The following is a 16,978-nucleotide window of genomic DNA, read 5'->3' as shown; positions in this document are numbered from 1 at the left end:
TCCTTGACCTAGATGGATTTGAGGCTTTCGAGGAGGTCTGAGACCTCCGACATGACGGCAGCGTCGTGCATGCCGGATGCGGTAGCGTCACGCGTACCGCCTTTCACCGCCTGGATGAGTTCGCGCCGCTCGGATCGCGGCACGTTCAGTCGGGCGAGAAGAGTGTCCAGCTTGTGCGCTGCAGCCTCGGGCCGGCGCTGACTGGTGTTTTGAGCTTTCGTATCGATCTCGTCGATCGGCAGGAGCGTATCAACGAAGCCCTTGGCGATAGCATCGGACCCACCGAGCCACGTCTCCTTGTCGAGCATCTTGGCGATCTCTTTCGGATCGATGCCGGTCCGGGCTGCATAGATGTCCGTTGCGGCCGCGTCGAACGGCTCCAGCCAGTCGGCCACGTCGCGCAGCGCATTGCGATCGCCGCCGGCAACGACCCATGTGTTGTGGATCATCACGAAGCCAGCCCTCGCGATCTGGATCTCGTCGCCAGCCATAGCGATCACCGATGCCGCAGAGGCTGCGATGCCGAGGATCTTGACCGTCACCCTGGCGGGATGATCCCGCAGCATGTTGTAGATCGCCAGACCCTCGAAATAGTCACCGCCCGGCGAGTTGATCGTCACGACGACGTCCTTTTTGCCGATGGCTCGGAGAGCGCCGGACACGCGCTTCGCGGTCACGCCGTCTCCAAACCAGTCGGCGCCGATCGGCTCAAGGATCGAAATCGTATCGACCGGCTCTTCCTTGGCGGCTGCGTGGACATCAGCGTTCCACCGGTCGAGCGCCGACGGCTGAAGTTCGGAGCGAAGGCCCGGCCGAACCGTGACGCGGGCCGCAGGGAGGTCACGGATCGTCATTTGGACGTCCTTTCATCTTGCTGATCGGAGAGCCAGGCGCGCAAGGCAGCGCGAGCGGAGTTGCCGTCTGTCGAAGCGCCGAGCTTGTCGAGCGGCGCAAGGTTCGTCTGGGCCGTCAGCACGTCACCGCCATCCATGCGAGGCAGGTTGAGCTTGGCGCGGCCCTCGTTGCGGGTCATCAGACCGTTCTGCGTCATCGTTGACAGGAAGGCCGCCTTTGCGGTGCTGTCCATCTGGAGCAGCGCCTCGCGATTGAACTCGGCATAGCGCCGACGATTGCCGGTCGGCCGGATAAGCTGCTTCTGGATTCGCGCTTCGATGCGGTCGCAGATTGGATCAATGCCGAGCGTGAGCCATGCCAGCAGGATCTGCTCAACACCCGACCCCCACATCGTTTGGCCCTGTGCAGCGTGTCCGATGATGATCGGCGGCACCCCGAACCAGCGGCACATTTCTTCGATGCTGAAACGGTGGTTTTCGAGCATCTGAGCGTCCACCGGGGACAGCGCCAGACGGTGGTATTCAAGCCCGGCCTCCAAGACCATGAGCTTGCCAGCGTTGGACGACCCCACGAAGGTCTCCATGATCTCCTGGATGCCTTCACGCTGTCCCTTGTCGAGGCGCTGGGTAGCGGAAATCACGCCGCTTGCCTGTAGACCGGCACCGAACAGTCGGCCCGACGCCTCCTCGATGGCGATAGCCGAGCCGAACGTCTGAGCGCCGAACCGGATCGGGGAAAGGCCAACGTCGCCGCCGAACCCGAAGCCCTTCAGATGGAAAATCTTCTCTCTTGGAAGATCCTCTGTCTTGCCGCGGTCGTGCACCCTGTAGACCAGCTCGCCGTCATTGCGCCGCACGGGGTGGCAATCGTGGCTGCCGATCGGCTGCAGGGCCAACAGTCGGCGGGTGGATTCTACCTTCTCGGAATAAGCGTTCCCGGTCGCCAACATCCAGGCAACCTTCGTCTCCCAAAACTCGAGAGGCGTCTGGTCTTGGTTCGGACTGTCGCAGATGACTTCAGCGATATTCTCGTCGTTGCCGACCTTCACGCGGTCGTCGTTGGCCTGCTTTTCAAAGACGGAAAGCGGGAGGCACGAAACAGCCTGCGCCGTGAGGCGAATGCACGCCCAAACCGTCGATAGCTGCAGAGCCGTGTTCAGGTTCACGCTCTTGCCAGCATGGTTGGACGTACCGAATGCCCCCGCCCACGCCTTTCCGTCCTGGAGCGTCAGGCGGCGCTGTTTCTCCAGGTCCTGCTGATTGGTCATGTTGGCGGGATTGTTGCCCCGGCGACGTGCGTTGCTGCGTTTCGACATCAGACACCGACCATGATCGGTTTGGCGAGAAATTCTTTGAGGTCCAAAGCTTTCGCCTCCGGGTTCCGGCTCATCAGCATCACCGCGTTGAACATGGCCATCAGCGGATCGATCTTGCCGGACCCCGATAGCTGCTTCGTGATCGAGCGCGCGTTCGTTTTCATCTCGACCTTTGCGTTGCCGACGCACCAAGCCATGATCGGCTGCCCGGCGTGCCACATTGTGCCGTCCTTCAGGCGCCTCTCGGAGCCGAGAATAGCAGGGTTCAAATGGCCGCCTTGAGGGATGCCGGTGATCGTTCCGCCGTTGACATCCACATCAAAGCCGCGAGACAGCAGCTCTTCGAGAATGCCCGGCAGGCCCATGCGATCGACGCCGATGCCGCCCTTTTCCGGAAGTAATCCGGCGTCGCGGACCTGCACGCAGATGTCCGCGACCTCCATGAGGTCTTGGGTCGGCTCTTCGCAGATCGTCATGTCCGAATAGGTGCCGCTGCGGTTCTTGGTGAAGTCCATCAGGCGCGGCGCGATGTCCTTGCGCAGCTCGAGAACATCGTTGTGAGCCCAGGCCTTGCTCCACAGAAGCCAGTCACGTGTCGTCTTGCAACGGCCGAGAACAGCCAAGCCGCAAAGGTCGTCCAAACCACCGCCATCGATGCCGACGGTCACTACTTCCGATCGATCCAGGAGCGATTCCAGCGTGATCGACTCGTCGGCAGCATCCAGCCAGTATTTCGCGCCCGGCCAGTTGTCGTTGCGCAGGTTCATGCCAATCTCGACATTGCCGTGCTTCGCAAGGAAGGTGCGGAACGGTCCCGGCCCTGCCTCCTGCTTCTCCTTGAACTTGTCCGCGATCCACTCGAGGCTGACAGAGCGGCCCATGTTCGGATTCGTGATCCAGAAGTTGGCCGGATCCAGGTAGCCTTCACTTTTGATCATCGCCTGCGGAAATTCGTAGATCACTCCCAAGCTTTTCTTGTCGACAATGAGCCCGTCCCGCACGTTTCGGAAGTAGTCGAGCTTTGCCTTGAAGACGCCCGCTGGCGGCTCGTCGGACTGTGTGGACAGATAGATGACGAAACCCTCCGGACGCGCCACAAGGCCACCTGTGGCCTCGCTGAGCATGCCGTCGGCATTTGCCATCTTGCCGAACAGCCAAAGCTCATCCACGAGTACAAAAGCCGCCTTCTTGCCGCCCACGATGTTGTTGTCGGCGGCCACTACTTTGAGCACGGCACCGGTGAGGCGGTTCGTGATCTGGCGAAAGTTCTCTTGAACATGCAGGAGATCCTGCAGCTCTGTGTCTGCCTTCACCATGTCGCTCGCTGGCTTGAACGCGTTGTTCGCGATCTCAAGCGTCGGCGCCAGAATCAGCAGCTCTGCCGAGTGGCGCCAGTTTCTAATCAGCGCCGTGAGCATGATGGCCGCGGCGATCGTCGATTTGCCGTTCTTCTTCGAGATCAGCATGAAGAACTCGCGGATATGCCGCTTCGCCGTCGTGTGATCGTAGGCTCCGAAGATCGCGCGAGCGAAATCGAATACCCACTCGTCACAGGCCTCTCCGAACGTTGGCTGGCCGGCCACGTCGACGATGCGCAGCGACTTGAACACTTCCAGCGCGGCGTCGGCCTCTTCTGGAAAGAGCGGGTCGCACGGCACCAGCGATCGGCGCGACAGGATCCTGTCTTCCCAATCCGGGCAGGCCGTCGTCCAAGCCATCAGGTGTTGCTCACGACAAGCTTAGGCGGTGCCGGCGGTGAAAACTTGCTGCCGACGTTCTTTGCCGCCAGAGCCTGCTGTTCCTTTTTGCCCAGCTTGGGCGCTGCTGGGGCGCGCTTGTCACGTGCCTGAGCGGCGCCGGCCGTTTCCAGCATCTTGTTCTGAGCCGAGACATTGCCGCCCAGCGCCGAGCGATAACGGGCCATCAGAATGTCCGCCCTCACCTTCGCAGCGCCAACTTCGAGGTCGGAAAGAAAATGCTTTGACAGCGTCGGCTCGGAAATGCCGATCGCTTCGGCAATTGCCTCGTTCGACATGCCCCCGGCCTTGAGAACGCGCACTTTCTCGCGCTCCTCATCGGTCGGCGCATAGGCCCTCCTGCCGGAGTTTTTGTTTCCTGCCATGGTAGAAAATCACCGGTTTGAAAAAAAATTGCGTACATGAGGGGGACGCGGGTGCGGGCTTGAGGGCCTTTTCCGACTTTTTAACCCCCCTCCCCATGAGGCTTGACTTACATAAGGTCATCGGCATGTGAGGCGGGACTGATATGACCGCCTTTCGAGGGTGAAAATCCGGATTTTTCCGACCTACAGAGAGGGAAACCCCGAATAACTTTTCTACTCGGCGACGACCTCTTCGATCACCCGATGCGGCGCGTCGTCAGGCTCAAGCTCCACACGGAAGCCGAGACCGATGACTTCGATCGTTGCCCGGGCGTATCGGTCTTCGCTCCTCTGGTTGATCGTGAGGTCGGTAACGCCAGGGATGGGAACGCCGTTGAAGTAGGCGCGCATGCTGCCGTCTTGGCGCTGGCGGAAGACAAGAGGCGTCGTGTCAGGGCTAGGCTTGGCCATCTACTGTCCGGGCTCCGCCCGCTCCTGTTCTGTCGGCTCTTAGAACGCCTCGGCGCTCTTCTTATCGCCGAACCATTTCCACCATGCTTGGCTGCCGCGCTGGATGCGAACAAGGTACATGCCACGGTCAGGGTGAAACTCGGCAGTCTTCAGGTCAGCGTCCGACATCTGCTCGCTCCTGTCTCTTCTTCGGGCCGTCGTGGCATGGCACGCACAGAGTCTGGAGATTGTCGGGGTCGAAGAACAGATCCTCGTCACCCTTGTGCGGCTTGACGTGGTCGCAGATCAGCAGGGACGTGTTGCCCTCGATCTTACCGCACATCTGGCAGGTGAAGAGAGCGCGCCTGAAGGTCGCGATCCGTAGGCGCTTCCATCGCGCCGATGTGTAGAGCTTGCGCCATGGCTCGGACTGAGAGCGGAAGCGGTTGCGTTCCTTCTCGTCTCCCGGCACCGGGCCGAACAGAGGAGGCAGACGGCCGATCGTCGGGCGCAACTGCGACAGCTTTAGCTTGCGTTCCATGGGACTTTAAGCAACCTTGTAGTGCTGGTCGTTCGTCTGAACGTGTACCGGCTAATCTCGGGAGAAATTCATGGATCAGATCAAAGTAGGCGACGTTGTTGTTCTAAAATCAGGTGGACCCAAAATGACCGTTTCAACCATCGACCGTCGGGCGAGTGGTGGTGAACTCCATGCGTGGTGTGATTGGTTCGTCCAGGACAAGGCGCCATGGAAGAAAGAAAGCGGCGTGTTCGCATTAACGTCACTGAAGCTTACTGACTAACGATACAGAGACCGGGCCGCAAAGCCCGGCTCCATGTCAGGTATGCGGGATCAGCAGCGCATTCGGTCCCCTACGCGTGGGGTTCATGCGGTCAGCGGACTTGCTCATGCTGGTCTTTGGTTCCACGGGTGAGCAGGATCAAGCGGACGACCATCCAGCCCGGTGCCGCTGCGCACCTTGCCGTGCTCTTTCTGCTGCTTGGTGATGTCATGGTGGTCAGGGCAGAGGGGCTGCCAGTTAGCATGATCCCAGGACAGTTTCTGGTCCTGCTTGTGCGGGACGATGTGATCGACGACCAGATGCATACGCTTCGGGTTTGTCTGCAAGGATCCGTTGGGACGGAGGTTACCGGCGTTCAATAGGCCGTGTGCCTGACAGCGCCGGCAGATCTGGTTGCCGGGCTGAGCGAGGAAGACGGCTCGGGCCTTCTCCCACTTCATCGTATAGCCGCGCTCTCTTGAGGATGGGCGGCCGGCAGACATCGGCGTTACGCGTCCAGCGTCTTGCGGATCTCGGCCGCATCGTCGCGGGCCTGCTTGGCTGCCGTCTCGGCCTTGTCGAGTTCCTCGCGCAGGTAGTTGGCGTGGTTCTCGTGGCGCTCAACCTCACGGTCGAGGCTCTCGACGGCGCGGGTCAGCGTTTCCTTGACGATGTTCTGGCTGGTAGCAGTCATTGCTGTTCCTTCATTAGGAGAACAATAGGTTGTTCATGGTCGGCAGCGCCGGCTTTCTGATTGAGGAGGCGCATGCAAATGTCTTGCATTGGACGCGCCATATGATTTTCTTTGATTGTTTATCGACCGAATGCGAACGTCGCGTGCGCTTTATTACGAAACTAATGGGATGGGGACAGGAGATCCTAGAATGCACGAAAATATTGCTGTGGTGTTCCAACGAGCCGAGGAGATACTTGCTGAATTGGAAGGCGATTACCGGCACGCTCTCAAGAAAAAAGAGGTGAGCGCTCGTACCAAGCAGTTGTGTCACGACCTATTTGAGAAGCTTCGTAGCGGTTTAGACAGAAGCGCGCGTCGATATTTTGAGCTCCATGTTTCGCCGAGCTTGTCGCCAGAAGACAGGGAAGCCGCGGCGATCTATTTCCCCGTTGCGACAGACGAACATGCGTTTAGTTCCATCATGGGGCGCTGGCGTTGGAAGTCGGTCAAGGACAAGCATGCGGGCCTTGCGGGTTATCTTCTGTCCCTGCAGCCATTCATCAACTCCGACAATCGATGGTTGGAGATTCTCAACAATTTGAGCAATGAGGGGAAGCACATCGACCTCGCTCCTCAAACCCGGCGAGAGGAAAGGCAGGTTACTGTCTCGAGACCGGGAGGCGGCAGCGTGTCATATGGCCCGGGTGTAACGTTTGGCGGGGGCGTCTCCATAATGGGGGTTCCGATCGACCCTCGAACTCAACGTGTTATGCCAAACAGCGTCTTGACTGAGAACATTGTCGTCTGGGTTGACTTCACCTTCGAAAAACACGGCGTTTCCGCTATAACCTTTGCCCGAGAAGCTTTGGCGAAAAGTAAAGCTATCGCGCAGGAAATGAGCTCTACGTTCCAGATCTGACCAGCTTGTGAGAGGAGACCGGGCCGCAAAGCCTGGCTCCATTTCGGGTATGCGGGATCAGCAGCGCATTCGGTGTTCGACGGGGGACGGCGCTGGTAACTTGTGTCCGGCGTTTCACCGGACTGGCCACCCCACCAAGCGTCCGCCTCGGCGCCGCTTGGCTTCTCTCATGCCGGGCGCCGGGTGGCTTGCCCTGGTATTCCGGGATGGTCCGGTTAAGCCGTCCGCCGTAAGGTGGGTTTTCCATCGGAGGCCATCCACGCAAACCGTTCCGAATTTATCGATTTGCCACTCCCTTTTTCCTCAATCCGGGACAGGAGTAAATCCCTGTTTGGACTCAAGAAAATGGTATTCATGGGAATTTGGTCCTCAAGCATTTGGAGGCAATTGCAGATCTTTCTCTGGAGAGTTCGTTTAACCCACGCTGTTTTCTGCGGATTTTTACGGTTTCTGTTCGAGATGTACCGCTCCCAGACCCATCCTCGGGCTTTGCAGTCGGAGTAAGCGAGGAGGATTTTCCTGCTTTCCTCGTCGTCGATGAAGTCAGTTAGCCAACCGAATGCCTGCTCCATCGCGGAAATGCGTGAGCGGCTACACAGCGCCCGGCGCTCGATCTCGCGGTTTCTGGCTTGATTCTCATAGCGAGTACGGCGGCCGCCGGTTTCCGCAAGGTCCTCACGCATCGTCACAAAGACATCTTGCCGACTCTCGACAGGGTCGGGCATGGCGGTACCGAAAGCCTTCGGTCCGACCCGAACCGGCAATGCAGCGTCCGTGCGAAATGCTTCGATGATCTGATCGAGAATTAGAGCCTGTGTTTCGGTAATTTTCATGCAGCCTCTCCGACTATCCGATCCGCGATCAGGGCAGCGAACACCGCCGTCATTGCTGTCATGCCACCGCCTCGCCCCACAGCGAGCCTCTGAGCGCGCCTCCGCGTTGCGGCCAAATCAAGAGCCCGAAAGGCGCAGATCGCGTCCTGCGCCTTTCCTTGCGTCAAACCGTGAGCATCAACGACGAGAAAAACAGCCCAGATCGTTCCGTCATCGAGGCAGGTTGGATCGGACGCCAGGATGCATCGCAGAGCAAGAGCGACAGCTGGTTCATTCTTCCGGATCAGTCGTCCCACTTGGCGACCACCGTAAATGGTCTTGGCCGGACGAGGGATCCTCGACTCAGCGTAGGGTCGCACTTTGATGCCATGTCCTTCGCAAAACCGGTGAATGTTTATGCCGTTCGCCGAACGCGGTCGGGCAGGCGCTTTCGGGTGATCTTCAGTTTCCTGCATGAAAAACAGCGCCTTACCGTGGGGAAGACGCCATAGATTCAGGAAAAAATGACCCCGTCAAGCAGGGTCATTTTTTCCTTATTTTAAAGGGATTTTCGAGGGTGACCGAATCACCGCTGCGGATTTTTTTCTTTTTCTTGCTCCGCCAGCCAAGTTGCCGGATCTATCTTCCGGACCTCCGAGGCTGGGCCGAACGTGCCAAGACGGCTTTCCCGATACTCCCGATCGGCATGAGGATCGAAATGCGCGATCGAGGCGTCGCGGATCCAGCCCGGCGCTGCGTCAGCCTGTTTGGCGAGCCGGGCAGCGGAGGGCGTTCCGTCGTACTTCCGCCGCGGCGGCTTTCCGTCGATCCGCTTCATCGCAGCGGCCGCCGCCTCCCGGGTCTCGAAAGGCCCGGCATGCCGGCGCCCGCGGTTGTCACGGATTTCGAACTGTGAGGACGCCTCGACTTCGATGACGTCGAGCACGACATGCTGTCGGATGCGGCCCGTCATTGTGCATCCTCCCGAGCCGCGATGCCGCGCGCCTCGATCTGCGCCGCAAGTTCTGCGACACGCGTGACCGTCGAGCGAAGCGCGGCGCGCGCGGCGGCAAGCTCGGCTTTCTTTTCGGTGTTCTGATAATCGTCTTTCATTGTGAAGTCCTTTCGAAAAAATCGCTCTGAGTTGCGCAAGCCTCCCGGCGGCGTTTTGCGGCCGACCGCGGCGTTCTGCGGAGACGTGTCAAGTCGCGGGCTAAGAGTTCGTACTGGGCGATGTCATCTTCGACCCATGTCGTTCGCTGTCCGGTGGCGAGGGCGTTCTTCAGCCAATGAAGACGGGCGTCGAGATCCGCCCATGTCCGCGCCGGCGTGCTCGTGATGCACTGCTCGAGCCCGTCGACACGGTCCGAAACAATCTCTGAGTCCTCGAAACTGTCATCGTAGCGCCGCCGCCTCGTTGCGAGGTCTTGCCAGAATTGCCATTCCGCAACCTGCTCGATCACCGTGGCCGGAAAGGCAACAGGGCCCGTTGCCAAGCGGGTTTCTTCGGGTGTCTCCGCGAAAGCGGCCTCTTCGGGCCCGAATTCCGCGATCGCTGCAGTTAGACGCGCCTCGGCTTCTCGACGCTGTTCCTCAAAGTAGGCAGCCCATCTCGTCTCCTCGGCGCGCTTGCGCTTCTCGTCTGCCTCGGCACGCCCCCTCGCGGCGCGCTCTTCTGCCTCAGCTGCTTTCCTCAGAATGTCGGACCAGGCTGAGGAGGCCTCGCCAAAGGGGTCAATGGTCGTTTGCGGTGACGCGATCAGGCGAACGACATCGTGCAGGTCGCGGTTCTCGCGCCGTAGCGCTTTCACCATGGCTCGTGCGGCGTTAATGACTTCGCCCTCCTTGTCCGACGCCAACAGAGGCATGAGCTTCGCGATACGCTCGACGGCGTGTGAAGAGATCATGATGCCTTCCTCCCCGTCCGTGCCATGGGTAGAACCGTGCCCGGCTGCGGATACGTCCGTATGTCCCATCTGCCAGCTATGGCATTCCTGATCAGCACAACGCGGAGATCAGTAACCGTCGCAATCGGCCTTGAGCTTGCCCAGGCGAAAAGAGGAAGATCATCTAAATCCTGGCTCATTTCACCGCCTCCCATAGGTCTTGAGATCGTAGAACGCCGGCCTTGGCTGAATTCAGGACGACAAGCATTTTCCGGCGATCGGGAATATTGTCGGCCGCCCATTTATTGACGTCGAGATCGCCGCAGATGACGGCTGCGATTTCTAGTCTCAGCGCTTCGTCGTCTTCCGCCCTTCCTTCGATAGCGAAAAATTCTCTCCCTTCGCCGGCGCCTGATACGGCAGGCCCCCCTGAGAATGATTTATCATTCGAAGGAGCCGAAGGCCGCGAAGCGTTGGGGGCCGGGCTAAATGCGCTGTCCCCGATGGTTACTTTCCGAGGTTCCTCTTCAGAGGTTACTTCGAAGGTTATCGGTCCCAAATGGGGCGGTTCGACCGTCCCAAATGGGACCCTTCGACCGTCCTGTTTGGGACGGTTCGTGCGCCCTGTTTGGGACGTTTCACCGGCGTCCATTTCAGCGGTTGGAAGCTGGATTTGGTAGTCGAGTGATCGGTTGAAACCCGATTTCGTTGTCACTAGGAAGCCCGCCTTGCGGAGCGCGGCGACACCCTTACGAACGCCAGCCACGGATAGCGTAGTCGCGGCAGCGATGGTTTCGAAGCTCGGGAAGCATCGGCCACTTTCACGATTGATGAACTTCAAGATGGCAAGGGCGACTCGGAAGGCCGATGCCGGCAGGTCGGCGGACATCATTGCCTCCTGCCAGAGCCATGGCGTTTTCGCGAGCGATTGCTTGCCATCTTGGGTATTGCGGACTATTCTAAGTGAATTGTGAGACTTGCTATTGGGCCGGTCAGAGTTGGCGCTCTGGTCGGCTTTTCTTTGAGATGTCATTGCACGCCTCCGAACATGTCTGCGACGTTGAATTCGGCAGCAAGCCTTGAAATGCCGGCGGTCGTGAATTTCAGGGTCTCCCGTGATCCTTGGCTTCCGTCGCGCTTTTCAAACGTTTCGAGCTTGTGAACAGCGAACTGTCTCGGCGCCCGTCGCTTGTCCGCGAAGGCCATGAGAACGGCGCTGCCGGGATGCCGAAAGCACCACCTATTCGCGACCAGCCACGCTGTGAACTTTTTCTCTTCAACCTGAAGGATCTGGGCTGCTTGCCGGATCCCATACAGATCGTCGGCTTTTTGGATTCGCTCGAGAACTTGGATGTCGGTTTTCATCGCATCAATTTGCGCGGCTTGGCGCTCGACCTTCTCCGTTTGTTCAAGCGCGAGGCGAAGCGCATCCGCAAGGGTCCGTGGTACGGCAAACTGAGGCGCATTCTGGCGACTATTTTGCTCAAGCTCGTCGAAACGCTTGACGATCTCGATCGTGGCTTGCGTCGCAACCTCCGTACCGGATTTTGCCGTGATGAAAATTGCCTGCTGGCGGTTCAGGTAACTCACCTCCGCCGCACCGCCGTTGACGACCCGGCTCACCGTAAGCCGGGCCCCGAACTTCTCCAGGGCGGCGGCATGCCGTTTGATCAACGGACGAATTTTCTTCGGCTCGGAAAAACCAAGCCTTTTGCCTAGAATGGTGTCTTCGATCCGAAGTTCGCCGCCGATATCTTCAAGTGTCAGCGCTGTATTTGGCGCAGCTTCGCCGTCATGATTTTCCGTCATGTCAGAACTCCAAATTTTCGGGGGGTGATGGGTGTCCTAGCGTGCGCTAGGATCGACTTCGCATGTCGCAAGAAAGTCCGTCAGCCACTCTTTGCGATAGAAGACCCGGCGGCCAAGTTTTAGAAATCGCGGCCCCTTGCCGGTTGAGCGCCATACGGTCAGCGTTCGGGGCTTTTGGCGGAGAATTTTCGCGGCCTCGTCTTCGTCGAATAGATCGTCGGTCATTTCTAGTTCCCTCCATAACTTCGCGATTGTTCCGCGAATGAAGAGAAAATGCAGAATTATGCCGAGAAAATCCTATCCAGAAATTGGCCATTTCTGACAATCAGAGAAATTGTTCGCGGTACTTCAGCACGACGCGCCGCCAGCTGTTGGTCGAGGCGCCAGGAAATATGTGATCAACGCCGCGACCTGCGTAGCAGGCGAGCGCGTCCTGGACGAATGCGGTCATCTCACCTTTCCGATCGATGGGCGTCTTTCTTCCCGGACCGATCATCGGCGGGCGCCGGCCGCTGCATGAGGACCATAGGCATACAATCTCAACGAGCGCGTCGTCTTCCCATGAATGCCTCTGGCGGCGCCCCAGCGCCGCCGACTCCTTCGCACGCTCGAGGATTCTCTCCTCGAGTGCCCACCCGTCCTGCCCGTCGAATACCGCGGCGGCGAGCATCGTCAAATGACTCAAATTGCAAGCCTGTTCGAAGACGCCGAGCTGCTCGATCGCGTCTCGCCGAAAATCTTCGATAACGTCTGTACTTTCCGCGCGCGCCTTCAGATATCTCCACTGCGATCTGGAGCGGACTGCCTCCAAGCGCCGTTTCAGGTTTGCAGCCGGACTTCTCGCCGTGTGAACGTTTTCGACAACCACGGCGCCGCGCCGACGGCGAAGATCCCTCGACCCAAGGCGCGCAATGCACTGTCGGATATCGTAGTCCGCAGACTCCGCGAGGTCTTCCGCGCGCTTGCGTCCGATAGCCGGAAAGTGCTTCAGGACCGTCTCAAGCAGCTGCGTTGAGTAGTCGGCGTCAAGGATGTGCTCAACCACTTCTCTTCCTCGATTTCATGGGAGTCGCACCTTTCGCCGCTGATGCTCCTGCCATTGCCGCGGCCATGCGTTTGCCTACATCCTCCGATGCCTGGCTCGCTGGATCGCCAACGAGATGCACGTAGCGTTGCGTCGTCGCCGCAACGGTATGCCCCAGCAAAGCACCGATCATCGGAAGGTTGTGCCCCGCCATCGCAGCCTGCGACGCGAAGGAATGTCGGCAATCATAGAGCCGCACGTCAGGCAACTTGGCGACCTTCCGAACTTTCGTCCAAGCATTCGTGAGACGCGAATAGGCTGTGTTCTTTTTCTCGCCGGCAAACACGAACTTTCCGAAATGAGGCACCGAGTTGAGGACCGTCCAGGCTGCCTCGTTCGTGTAGATTATGCGCTGGCGGTTCGCCTTCGAATCCTCCAACACGACACGCTTTCTTTCATGGTCGAGGTGCTTCCATTCGATCGCTTTGATTTCCGCAGGGCGCGCGCCTGTGAGGATCGCAAACCTGATGGCAGCACATGCAAAAACGGAAACAGTCTTGTCCGCTTCAACTTGGTGCAGGGCGCCAAACGCTCGCTCCATTTCGTCGGTCGTCATAATCCGTTCGTGCCGGTTTTCGCGGAATCGCTTCACGCCTTTGGTCACGAACAGGTTGTCGCTGTAGTTGCAGATTGCTGACAGGACGGCCAAATAGTAGTTTGCCCGACGCGCCGTGGCTGACTTGTCGGCGTGAAGTTTGCGCGCGTCGTCTTTCGATATCGAAGCGAGGGTCCTATCGATGAACCGCGTTTTCAATTCGTCGGCTATTTTTTCATAGTCACGAACCGTCAAATCCTTCAGCTTGAGCCGGACGTGTTCATTCAGCCATTTGTCAGTGGCATCGGCGAAACTCAACTCCGATATAACGGGAGCAACCTGAACCTTTCTCGGGTCGACCCCCTGCCCCATGGTGTTAAGGATGGCCCTCGCTTCTTCGCGAGCCTTCAAGACGGACATCTCAGGAAATCTGCCGATGGACACCCGGATTGGCTTACCGCCAATCCGGCGCTGTGCGATGAACAACCGGCTGCCCGTGGATGTCACGCGCACGCCGAATCCTTGAACAAGGTCGTCGAAGTAAAGGCGATCCTTCCCATCCGACGGAAGTGATTTAACAACCTCGGCCGTTAAGCGCTGAGTCCCCATTCTTTGCACCCACCAAATACGCCCGAGCGAGTCCCGGGACCACTTTTTCGATGGAATTTTGATAAAGGTGTAAAGAATATTCGTCAATCGAAAGTGTTATTTAACAAGGTGAAATGGCGAGTCCCGAATTCCCGTGGATGCAAAGGATTTAGCCTGCAAATCCTTGCACCCCGGTTCAATTCCGGGCGAGGCCTCCAACGCCATTTCAAGGCATAGAAACCCCTCATCTATTTCTGTGGTGTGGCAGTTTGGGCCTCTAATGTTCTGCCACACTAAATTTGGTGTGGCGATCCATTTACTTTCTGCTCCCTCCTCATATCCTGCAGGAACCAGAAGGTTCTGAAAACAAAGCCATCTTAGAACCTAGATAGCTATATCCCCTCTTCATGATGTGGACGCTCTCCGGCCTGCCTCAATGCAGGCGGACGTTCGAATATACGCGGTGTTCGCTCGGCGAATAGGGGCATACTCCGTGACCTGAGACCCACTTTCCCTCCAGTTTTCGGGAGAGTTTTGGGTTTTTAATCTGGCCTCATGCGGCGTGTTTTTCCATAGCTATTTTCATTGCGAACTCGTTGGGGGTGATGTTGCCCAGCGACGAGTGCGGTCTGTTTCTGTTGTAATCCTCCTTCCATGCAGTGATTGCGGCGCGGGCCTGAGTGAGCGACGAGAACAGCGTCTCGTTCAGGCACTCATCGCGGAAGCTGCCGTTGAAGCTTTCGACGAAGCCGTTTTGCATCGGCTTGCCGGGGGCGAGGTAATGCCATTCCGCCTTGGTCTCCTGGCACCATTTGAGGATGGCCATGCTGGTCATCCCCGTCCCGTTGTCCGAGACAATCGTCCTCGGTTTTCCGCATCTGGCGATGAGACTGTCCAGTTCACGGGCAAGCCTTGCGCCTGACAGGGATGTATCGGCAACCAGGCATAGGCATTCTCGGGTGAAGTCGTCGACGACGGCCAGGACCCGAAAGCGGCGACCGTCGGTGAAGGCATCGCTGACGAAGTCCAGGCTCCAGCGCTCGCCCGGACGCGACGGCAAAGCCAGAGGACGTCTCGTGCCCAAGGCCCGCTTTCGGCCGCCACGCTTGCGCACCGTCAGCTTCTCCTCCCGGTAGAGACGCCGAAGCTTCTTCAGGTTCATGACGATCCCCTGCCGGTCGCAGCATGACGTGGATACGGCGATAACCGAAGCGCCGCCGTTCGGACGCCAGCTTCGTCATGGCCTCGCGGATGGATGCATCGTCAGGCCGCACGCTGCGATATCGCATGCTCGACCGATCCACCGACAGAACCTCGCACGCCCGACGCTGGCTCACCCCGTGCTGCGCACAGACGTGAGCCACCGCATCCCGCTTCACATCGGGCGTCACCATTTTTTGCAGCGACATCCTTCAGGATCGCATTGTCCAGCACGGCCTCGGCGAGCAGCTTCTTCAGCCTGGCGTTCTCGTCCTCAAGCGCCTTCAGTTTGCGGGCATCCGACACGTCCATGCCGCCATACTTTGCCTTATATTTGTAGAAGGTTGCGTCCGAGATGCCGTGCTTGCGGCAGACATCGACTGTCTTCGCGCCCGCCTCCTGCTCCTTCAATATCCCGATGATCTGTTCTTCCGTGAACCGTGAACGCTTCATTCGTCCGTCTCCTCATTGTGACGGACTCTACCAAAATCTAGCGGAAGTTCAGGGGCTCAGGTCATCCGCCATCCCTCAAAGTCTTCCATCTGAACAATGCCTAAATGGGGCCCTCAACGACACGCACGGTGGACGTAAGGTTTTTGTTCTGGCAAAAGGGGCTCGGACGCGACTGCCGTTAATTCAAGAACGGGGTCGGGCGACAGATTGACGTCACGTCGTTGCCACGAGATCACGGCGGCCGTCCAGTTTACATTCTCCGAATGTAGGCGAGCGCTGGCAGCCAGTGGAGCGCCGCAGATTTCCGCACGAATCCACCGCACAATCTTCAAATCTCTTTGCCGTGCAAGGATGACAGCCGAGCTGCTGGGTAAACGATGGTGAGAACGCGCATTCAGAATTTGCAGCGCGTCTGAAACCGCATTCGTCTGTTTATCAAACGTCCACAATCCAGTTGAATACGACAAGAGACTCGGTAATATCCCTTTATCGTCAACCCATTGGCGACATATTAGATTTACGGGGGGAACAATGAAAATCATTACGACAGGCGCGATTATCATCAGCGCCATTTTTGTGTCCGGGGCAGCACAGGCCGAGGATCTGGTGTTCACACTGAAGAACGGCACGAAATCCGTTCTCACGCGCTTCTACACGTCACCTGTCGGTGTCAGTGATTGGGAGGGAGACGTGTTCGGCGAACAGGTCCTCAATCCCGGCGAGACGATCGAGCTTACGATTGCAGATGGTCGAGACGTTTGTAATTATGACATGCGTTTCGAATTCGAAGAGGGTTCAGATCTCGCAACGACGGAAGACAAGCAAAATTTGTGCGAAATGGGATCTTACACGATCCACGAATGATGAGCCTGATCTTCGGATAAAGTCTCTAAATATATCGGAGCAGCTGGCCGAGATGCCCGGGTATCATAGCGAGCTAGCTGCTCCGACAGTCGTCAATGGGACACTGTTCCCCAGATCATTGTTTGCATATTTGATCACAAGTATACTGAGGACGGATGCAAGCATCCCGACAAAGATCATTCTCATGATGAATCCCTTAGCGCATGAAAATGCGCGTTTTTTTTGTAAATGATGCTGTGAGCAAAACCAAAAAAATGAACTGAAATCGCCAACACGATCGTAATTCGGCTAGACAGCGATTTGATTGCTTTTACGTACTGCCTCTTCACCCAGCCTGGAAAGCGCCATGGTCTCTGTGTGTGCTACAAAAAGTCGTTTGCTAAATCCTGAACTTCGCCGGGTTCTGTATACTCACAACATCGTGCTTCCCACAAAGTCAGCTTCATTGCGGTCAAAGAAGACAGCCCGAAAGCTTTTCGATGTTCCGGGCATGTTCACCTCCGCTGTGTTCGCCCGGTAAACGCCGACCTGCCCATGCGGTTCCATAGACTTTCACTTGGAGGTATCGTTAAAGCAGCAGGCCTCAGAACTGAACGTGTTCCGCTTGATCGCTTTACGAATAGAACGACAGATGGCGCAAATTTCTGGC

Annotated in this window: 21 protein-coding genes and 1 pseudogene; 3 read left to right on the top strand and 19 right to left on the bottom strand. The window is 57.9% G+C overall.

Annotated elements, in window-relative coordinates:
* Window positions 1–8: 8 nt before the first annotated feature.
* The 7 genes from G8E10_RS17655 to G8E10_RS17630 all read right to left on the bottom strand — a co-directional run bounded on the left by G8E10_RS17655 (window position 9) and on the right by G8E10_RS17630 (window position 5,262).
* Entirely contained in the window at window positions 9–854 is an 846-nt protein-coding gene (locus tag G8E10_RS17655) for a head maturation protease, ClpP-related (RefSeq protein WP_167130109.1), read from the bottom strand.
* The gene (locus tag G8E10_RS17650) at window positions 851–2,170 is read right to left on the bottom strand and encodes a phage portal protein (protein WP_281517639.1); all 1,320 of its coding nucleotides are present in this window, start codon (window positions 2,168–2,170) and stop codon (window positions 851–853) included. The genes G8E10_RS17655 and G8E10_RS17650 overlap by 4 nt, the downstream gene beginning before the upstream one ends.
* A complete protein-coding gene (locus G8E10_RS17645) occupies window positions 2,170–3,888 on the bottom strand; it encodes a terminase large subunit (protein WP_167130108.1) in 1,719 nt (572 codons plus the stop codon). Before G8E10_RS17645 ends, G8E10_RS17650 begins: the two co-directional genes overlap by 1 nt.
* Window positions 3,888–4,229: a helix-turn-helix domain-containing protein gene (locus G8E10_RS26045; RefSeq protein ID WP_281517638.1), complete on the bottom strand. Its 342-nt coding sequence runs from the start codon at window positions 4,227–4,229 to the stop codon at window positions 3,888–3,890. Before G8E10_RS26045 ends, G8E10_RS17645 begins: the two co-directional genes overlap by 1 nt.
* A gap of 276 nt (window positions 4,230–4,505) precedes the next feature.
* Entirely contained in the window at window positions 4,506–4,742 is a 237-nt protein-coding gene (locus G8E10_RS17635) for a hypothetical protein (RefSeq protein WP_167130107.1), read from the bottom strand.
* Window positions 4,743–4,781: 39 nt separating this feature from the next.
* Window positions 4,782–4,910 (bottom strand): hypothetical protein, encoded by a 129-nt coding sequence (locus G8E10_RS26040; protein WP_281517637.1) that lies wholly within the window; start codon window positions 4,908–4,910, stop codon window positions 4,782–4,784.
* Window positions 4,897–5,262 carry an HNH endonuclease gene (locus tag G8E10_RS17630; protein ID WP_167130106.1) on the bottom strand — a complete coding sequence of 122 codons (366 nt, stop codon included), beginning with the start codon at window positions 5,260–5,262 and terminating at the stop codon, window positions 4,897–4,899. Before G8E10_RS17630 ends, G8E10_RS26040 begins: the two co-directional genes overlap by 14 nt.
* A 70-nt stretch (window positions 5,263–5,332) precedes the next feature.
* Between G8E10_RS17630 and G8E10_RS17625 the strand changes: the two genes are divergently transcribed.
* Window positions 5,333–5,524: a DUF2158 domain-containing protein gene (locus G8E10_RS17625; protein WP_132442978.1), complete on the top strand. Its 192-nt coding sequence runs from the start codon at window positions 5,333–5,335 to the stop codon at window positions 5,522–5,524.
* A 104-nt stretch (window positions 5,525–5,628) separates the two neighbouring features.
* On the opposite strand, the gene G8E10_RS17620 is transcribed toward G8E10_RS17625, so the two are convergent.
* Both G8E10_RS17620 and G8E10_RS17615 read right to left on the bottom strand, forming a co-directional pair.
* Entirely contained in the window at window positions 5,629–5,964 is a 336-nt protein-coding gene (locus G8E10_RS17620) for an HNH endonuclease (protein ID WP_281517636.1), read from the bottom strand.
* Between the two features lie 47 nt (window positions 5,965–6,011).
* On the bottom strand, window positions 6,012–6,197 hold the full coding sequence (locus G8E10_RS17615; protein WP_167130104.1) for a hypothetical protein: 186 nt from the start codon (window positions 6,195–6,197) through the stop codon (window positions 6,012–6,014).
* 190 nt (window positions 6,198–6,387) lie between these two features.
* Here G8E10_RS17615 and G8E10_RS17610 point away from each other — a divergent pair, with 190 nt between their 5' ends.
* A complete protein-coding gene (locus G8E10_RS17610; protein WP_167130103.1) occupies window positions 6,388–7,098 on the top strand; it encodes a hypothetical protein in 711 nt (236 codons plus the stop codon).
* Window positions 7,099–7,313: 215 nt separating this feature from the next.
* Here the strand turns inward: G8E10_RS17610 and G8E10_RS17605 are convergent, their stop codons facing one another.
* The 10 genes and pseudogenes from G8E10_RS17605 to G8E10_RS17560 all read right to left on the bottom strand — a co-directional run bounded on the left by G8E10_RS17605 (window position 7,314) and on the right by G8E10_RS17560 (window position 15,465).
* Window positions 7,314–7,931: a hypothetical protein gene (locus G8E10_RS17605; RefSeq protein ID WP_167130102.1), complete on the bottom strand. Its 618-nt coding sequence runs from the start codon at window positions 7,929–7,931 to the stop codon at window positions 7,314–7,316.
* A 565-nt stretch (window positions 7,932–8,496) separates the two neighbouring features.
* Complete coding sequence (locus G8E10_RS17600) at window positions 8,497–8,856, bottom strand: hypothetical protein (protein WP_167130101.1); 360 nt, start codon at window positions 8,854–8,856, stop codon at window positions 8,497–8,499.
* Window positions 8,857–8,879: 23 nt separating this feature from the next.
* Window positions 8,880–9,023 carry a hypothetical protein gene (locus tag G8E10_RS17595; RefSeq protein ID WP_167130100.1) on the bottom strand — a complete coding sequence of 48 codons (144 nt, stop codon included), beginning with the start codon at window positions 9,021–9,023 and terminating at the stop codon, window positions 8,880–8,882.
* Window positions 9,020–9,817 carry a hypothetical protein gene (locus G8E10_RS17590; protein ID WP_167130099.1) on the bottom strand — a complete coding sequence of 266 codons (798 nt, stop codon included), beginning with the start codon at window positions 9,815–9,817 and terminating at the stop codon, window positions 9,020–9,022. The genes G8E10_RS17595 and G8E10_RS17590 overlap by 4 nt, the downstream gene beginning before the upstream one ends.
* 175 nt (window positions 9,818–9,992) lie before the next feature.
* On the bottom strand, window positions 9,993–10,829 hold the full coding sequence (locus G8E10_RS17585) for a helix-turn-helix domain-containing protein (protein WP_167130098.1): 837 nt from the start codon (window positions 10,827–10,829) through the stop codon (window positions 9,993–9,995).
* A complete protein-coding gene (locus G8E10_RS17580) occupies window positions 10,826–11,605 on the bottom strand; it encodes a phage antirepressor KilAC domain-containing protein (protein ID WP_167130097.1) in 780 nt (259 codons plus the stop codon). Before G8E10_RS17580 ends, G8E10_RS17585 begins: the two co-directional genes overlap by 4 nt.
* 36 nt (window positions 11,606–11,641) lie before the next feature.
* Window positions 11,642–11,830: a helix-turn-helix domain-containing protein gene (locus G8E10_RS17575; protein WP_132442966.1), complete on the bottom strand. Its 189-nt coding sequence runs from the start codon at window positions 11,828–11,830 to the stop codon at window positions 11,642–11,644.
* Window positions 11,831–11,930: 100 nt separating this feature from the next.
* Entirely contained in the window at window positions 11,931–12,650 is a 720-nt protein-coding gene (locus G8E10_RS17570) for a hypothetical protein (protein ID WP_167130096.1), read from the bottom strand.
* Window positions 12,643–13,920 (bottom strand): tyrosine-type recombinase/integrase, encoded by a 1,278-nt coding sequence (locus tag G8E10_RS17565; protein ID WP_167130095.1) that lies wholly within the window; start codon window positions 13,918–13,920, stop codon window positions 12,643–12,645. The genes G8E10_RS17570 and G8E10_RS17565 overlap by 8 nt, the downstream gene beginning before the upstream one ends.
* Window positions 13,921–14,365: 445 nt before the next feature.
* Window positions 14,366–15,465: pseudogene (locus G8E10_RS17560) on the bottom strand (IS3 family transposase).
* 531 nt (window positions 15,466–15,996) lie between these two features.
* Here G8E10_RS17560 and G8E10_RS17555 point away from each other — a divergent pair.
* The gene (locus tag G8E10_RS17555; protein ID WP_110798905.1) at window positions 15,997–16,329 is read left to right on the top strand and encodes a hypothetical protein; all 333 of its coding nucleotides are present in this window, start codon (window positions 15,997–15,999) and stop codon (window positions 16,327–16,329) included.
* Window positions 16,330–16,978: the final 649 nt, after the last annotated feature.

It is taken from the genome of Ferranicluibacter rubi, assembly GCF_011603255.1.
In the GTDB taxonomy this organism is placed as follows: domain Bacteria; phylum Pseudomonadota; class Alphaproteobacteria; order Rhizobiales; family Rhizobiaceae; genus Ferranicluibacter; species Ferranicluibacter rubi.
This window is presented reverse-complemented; position numbering and strand designations above follow the sequence as displayed.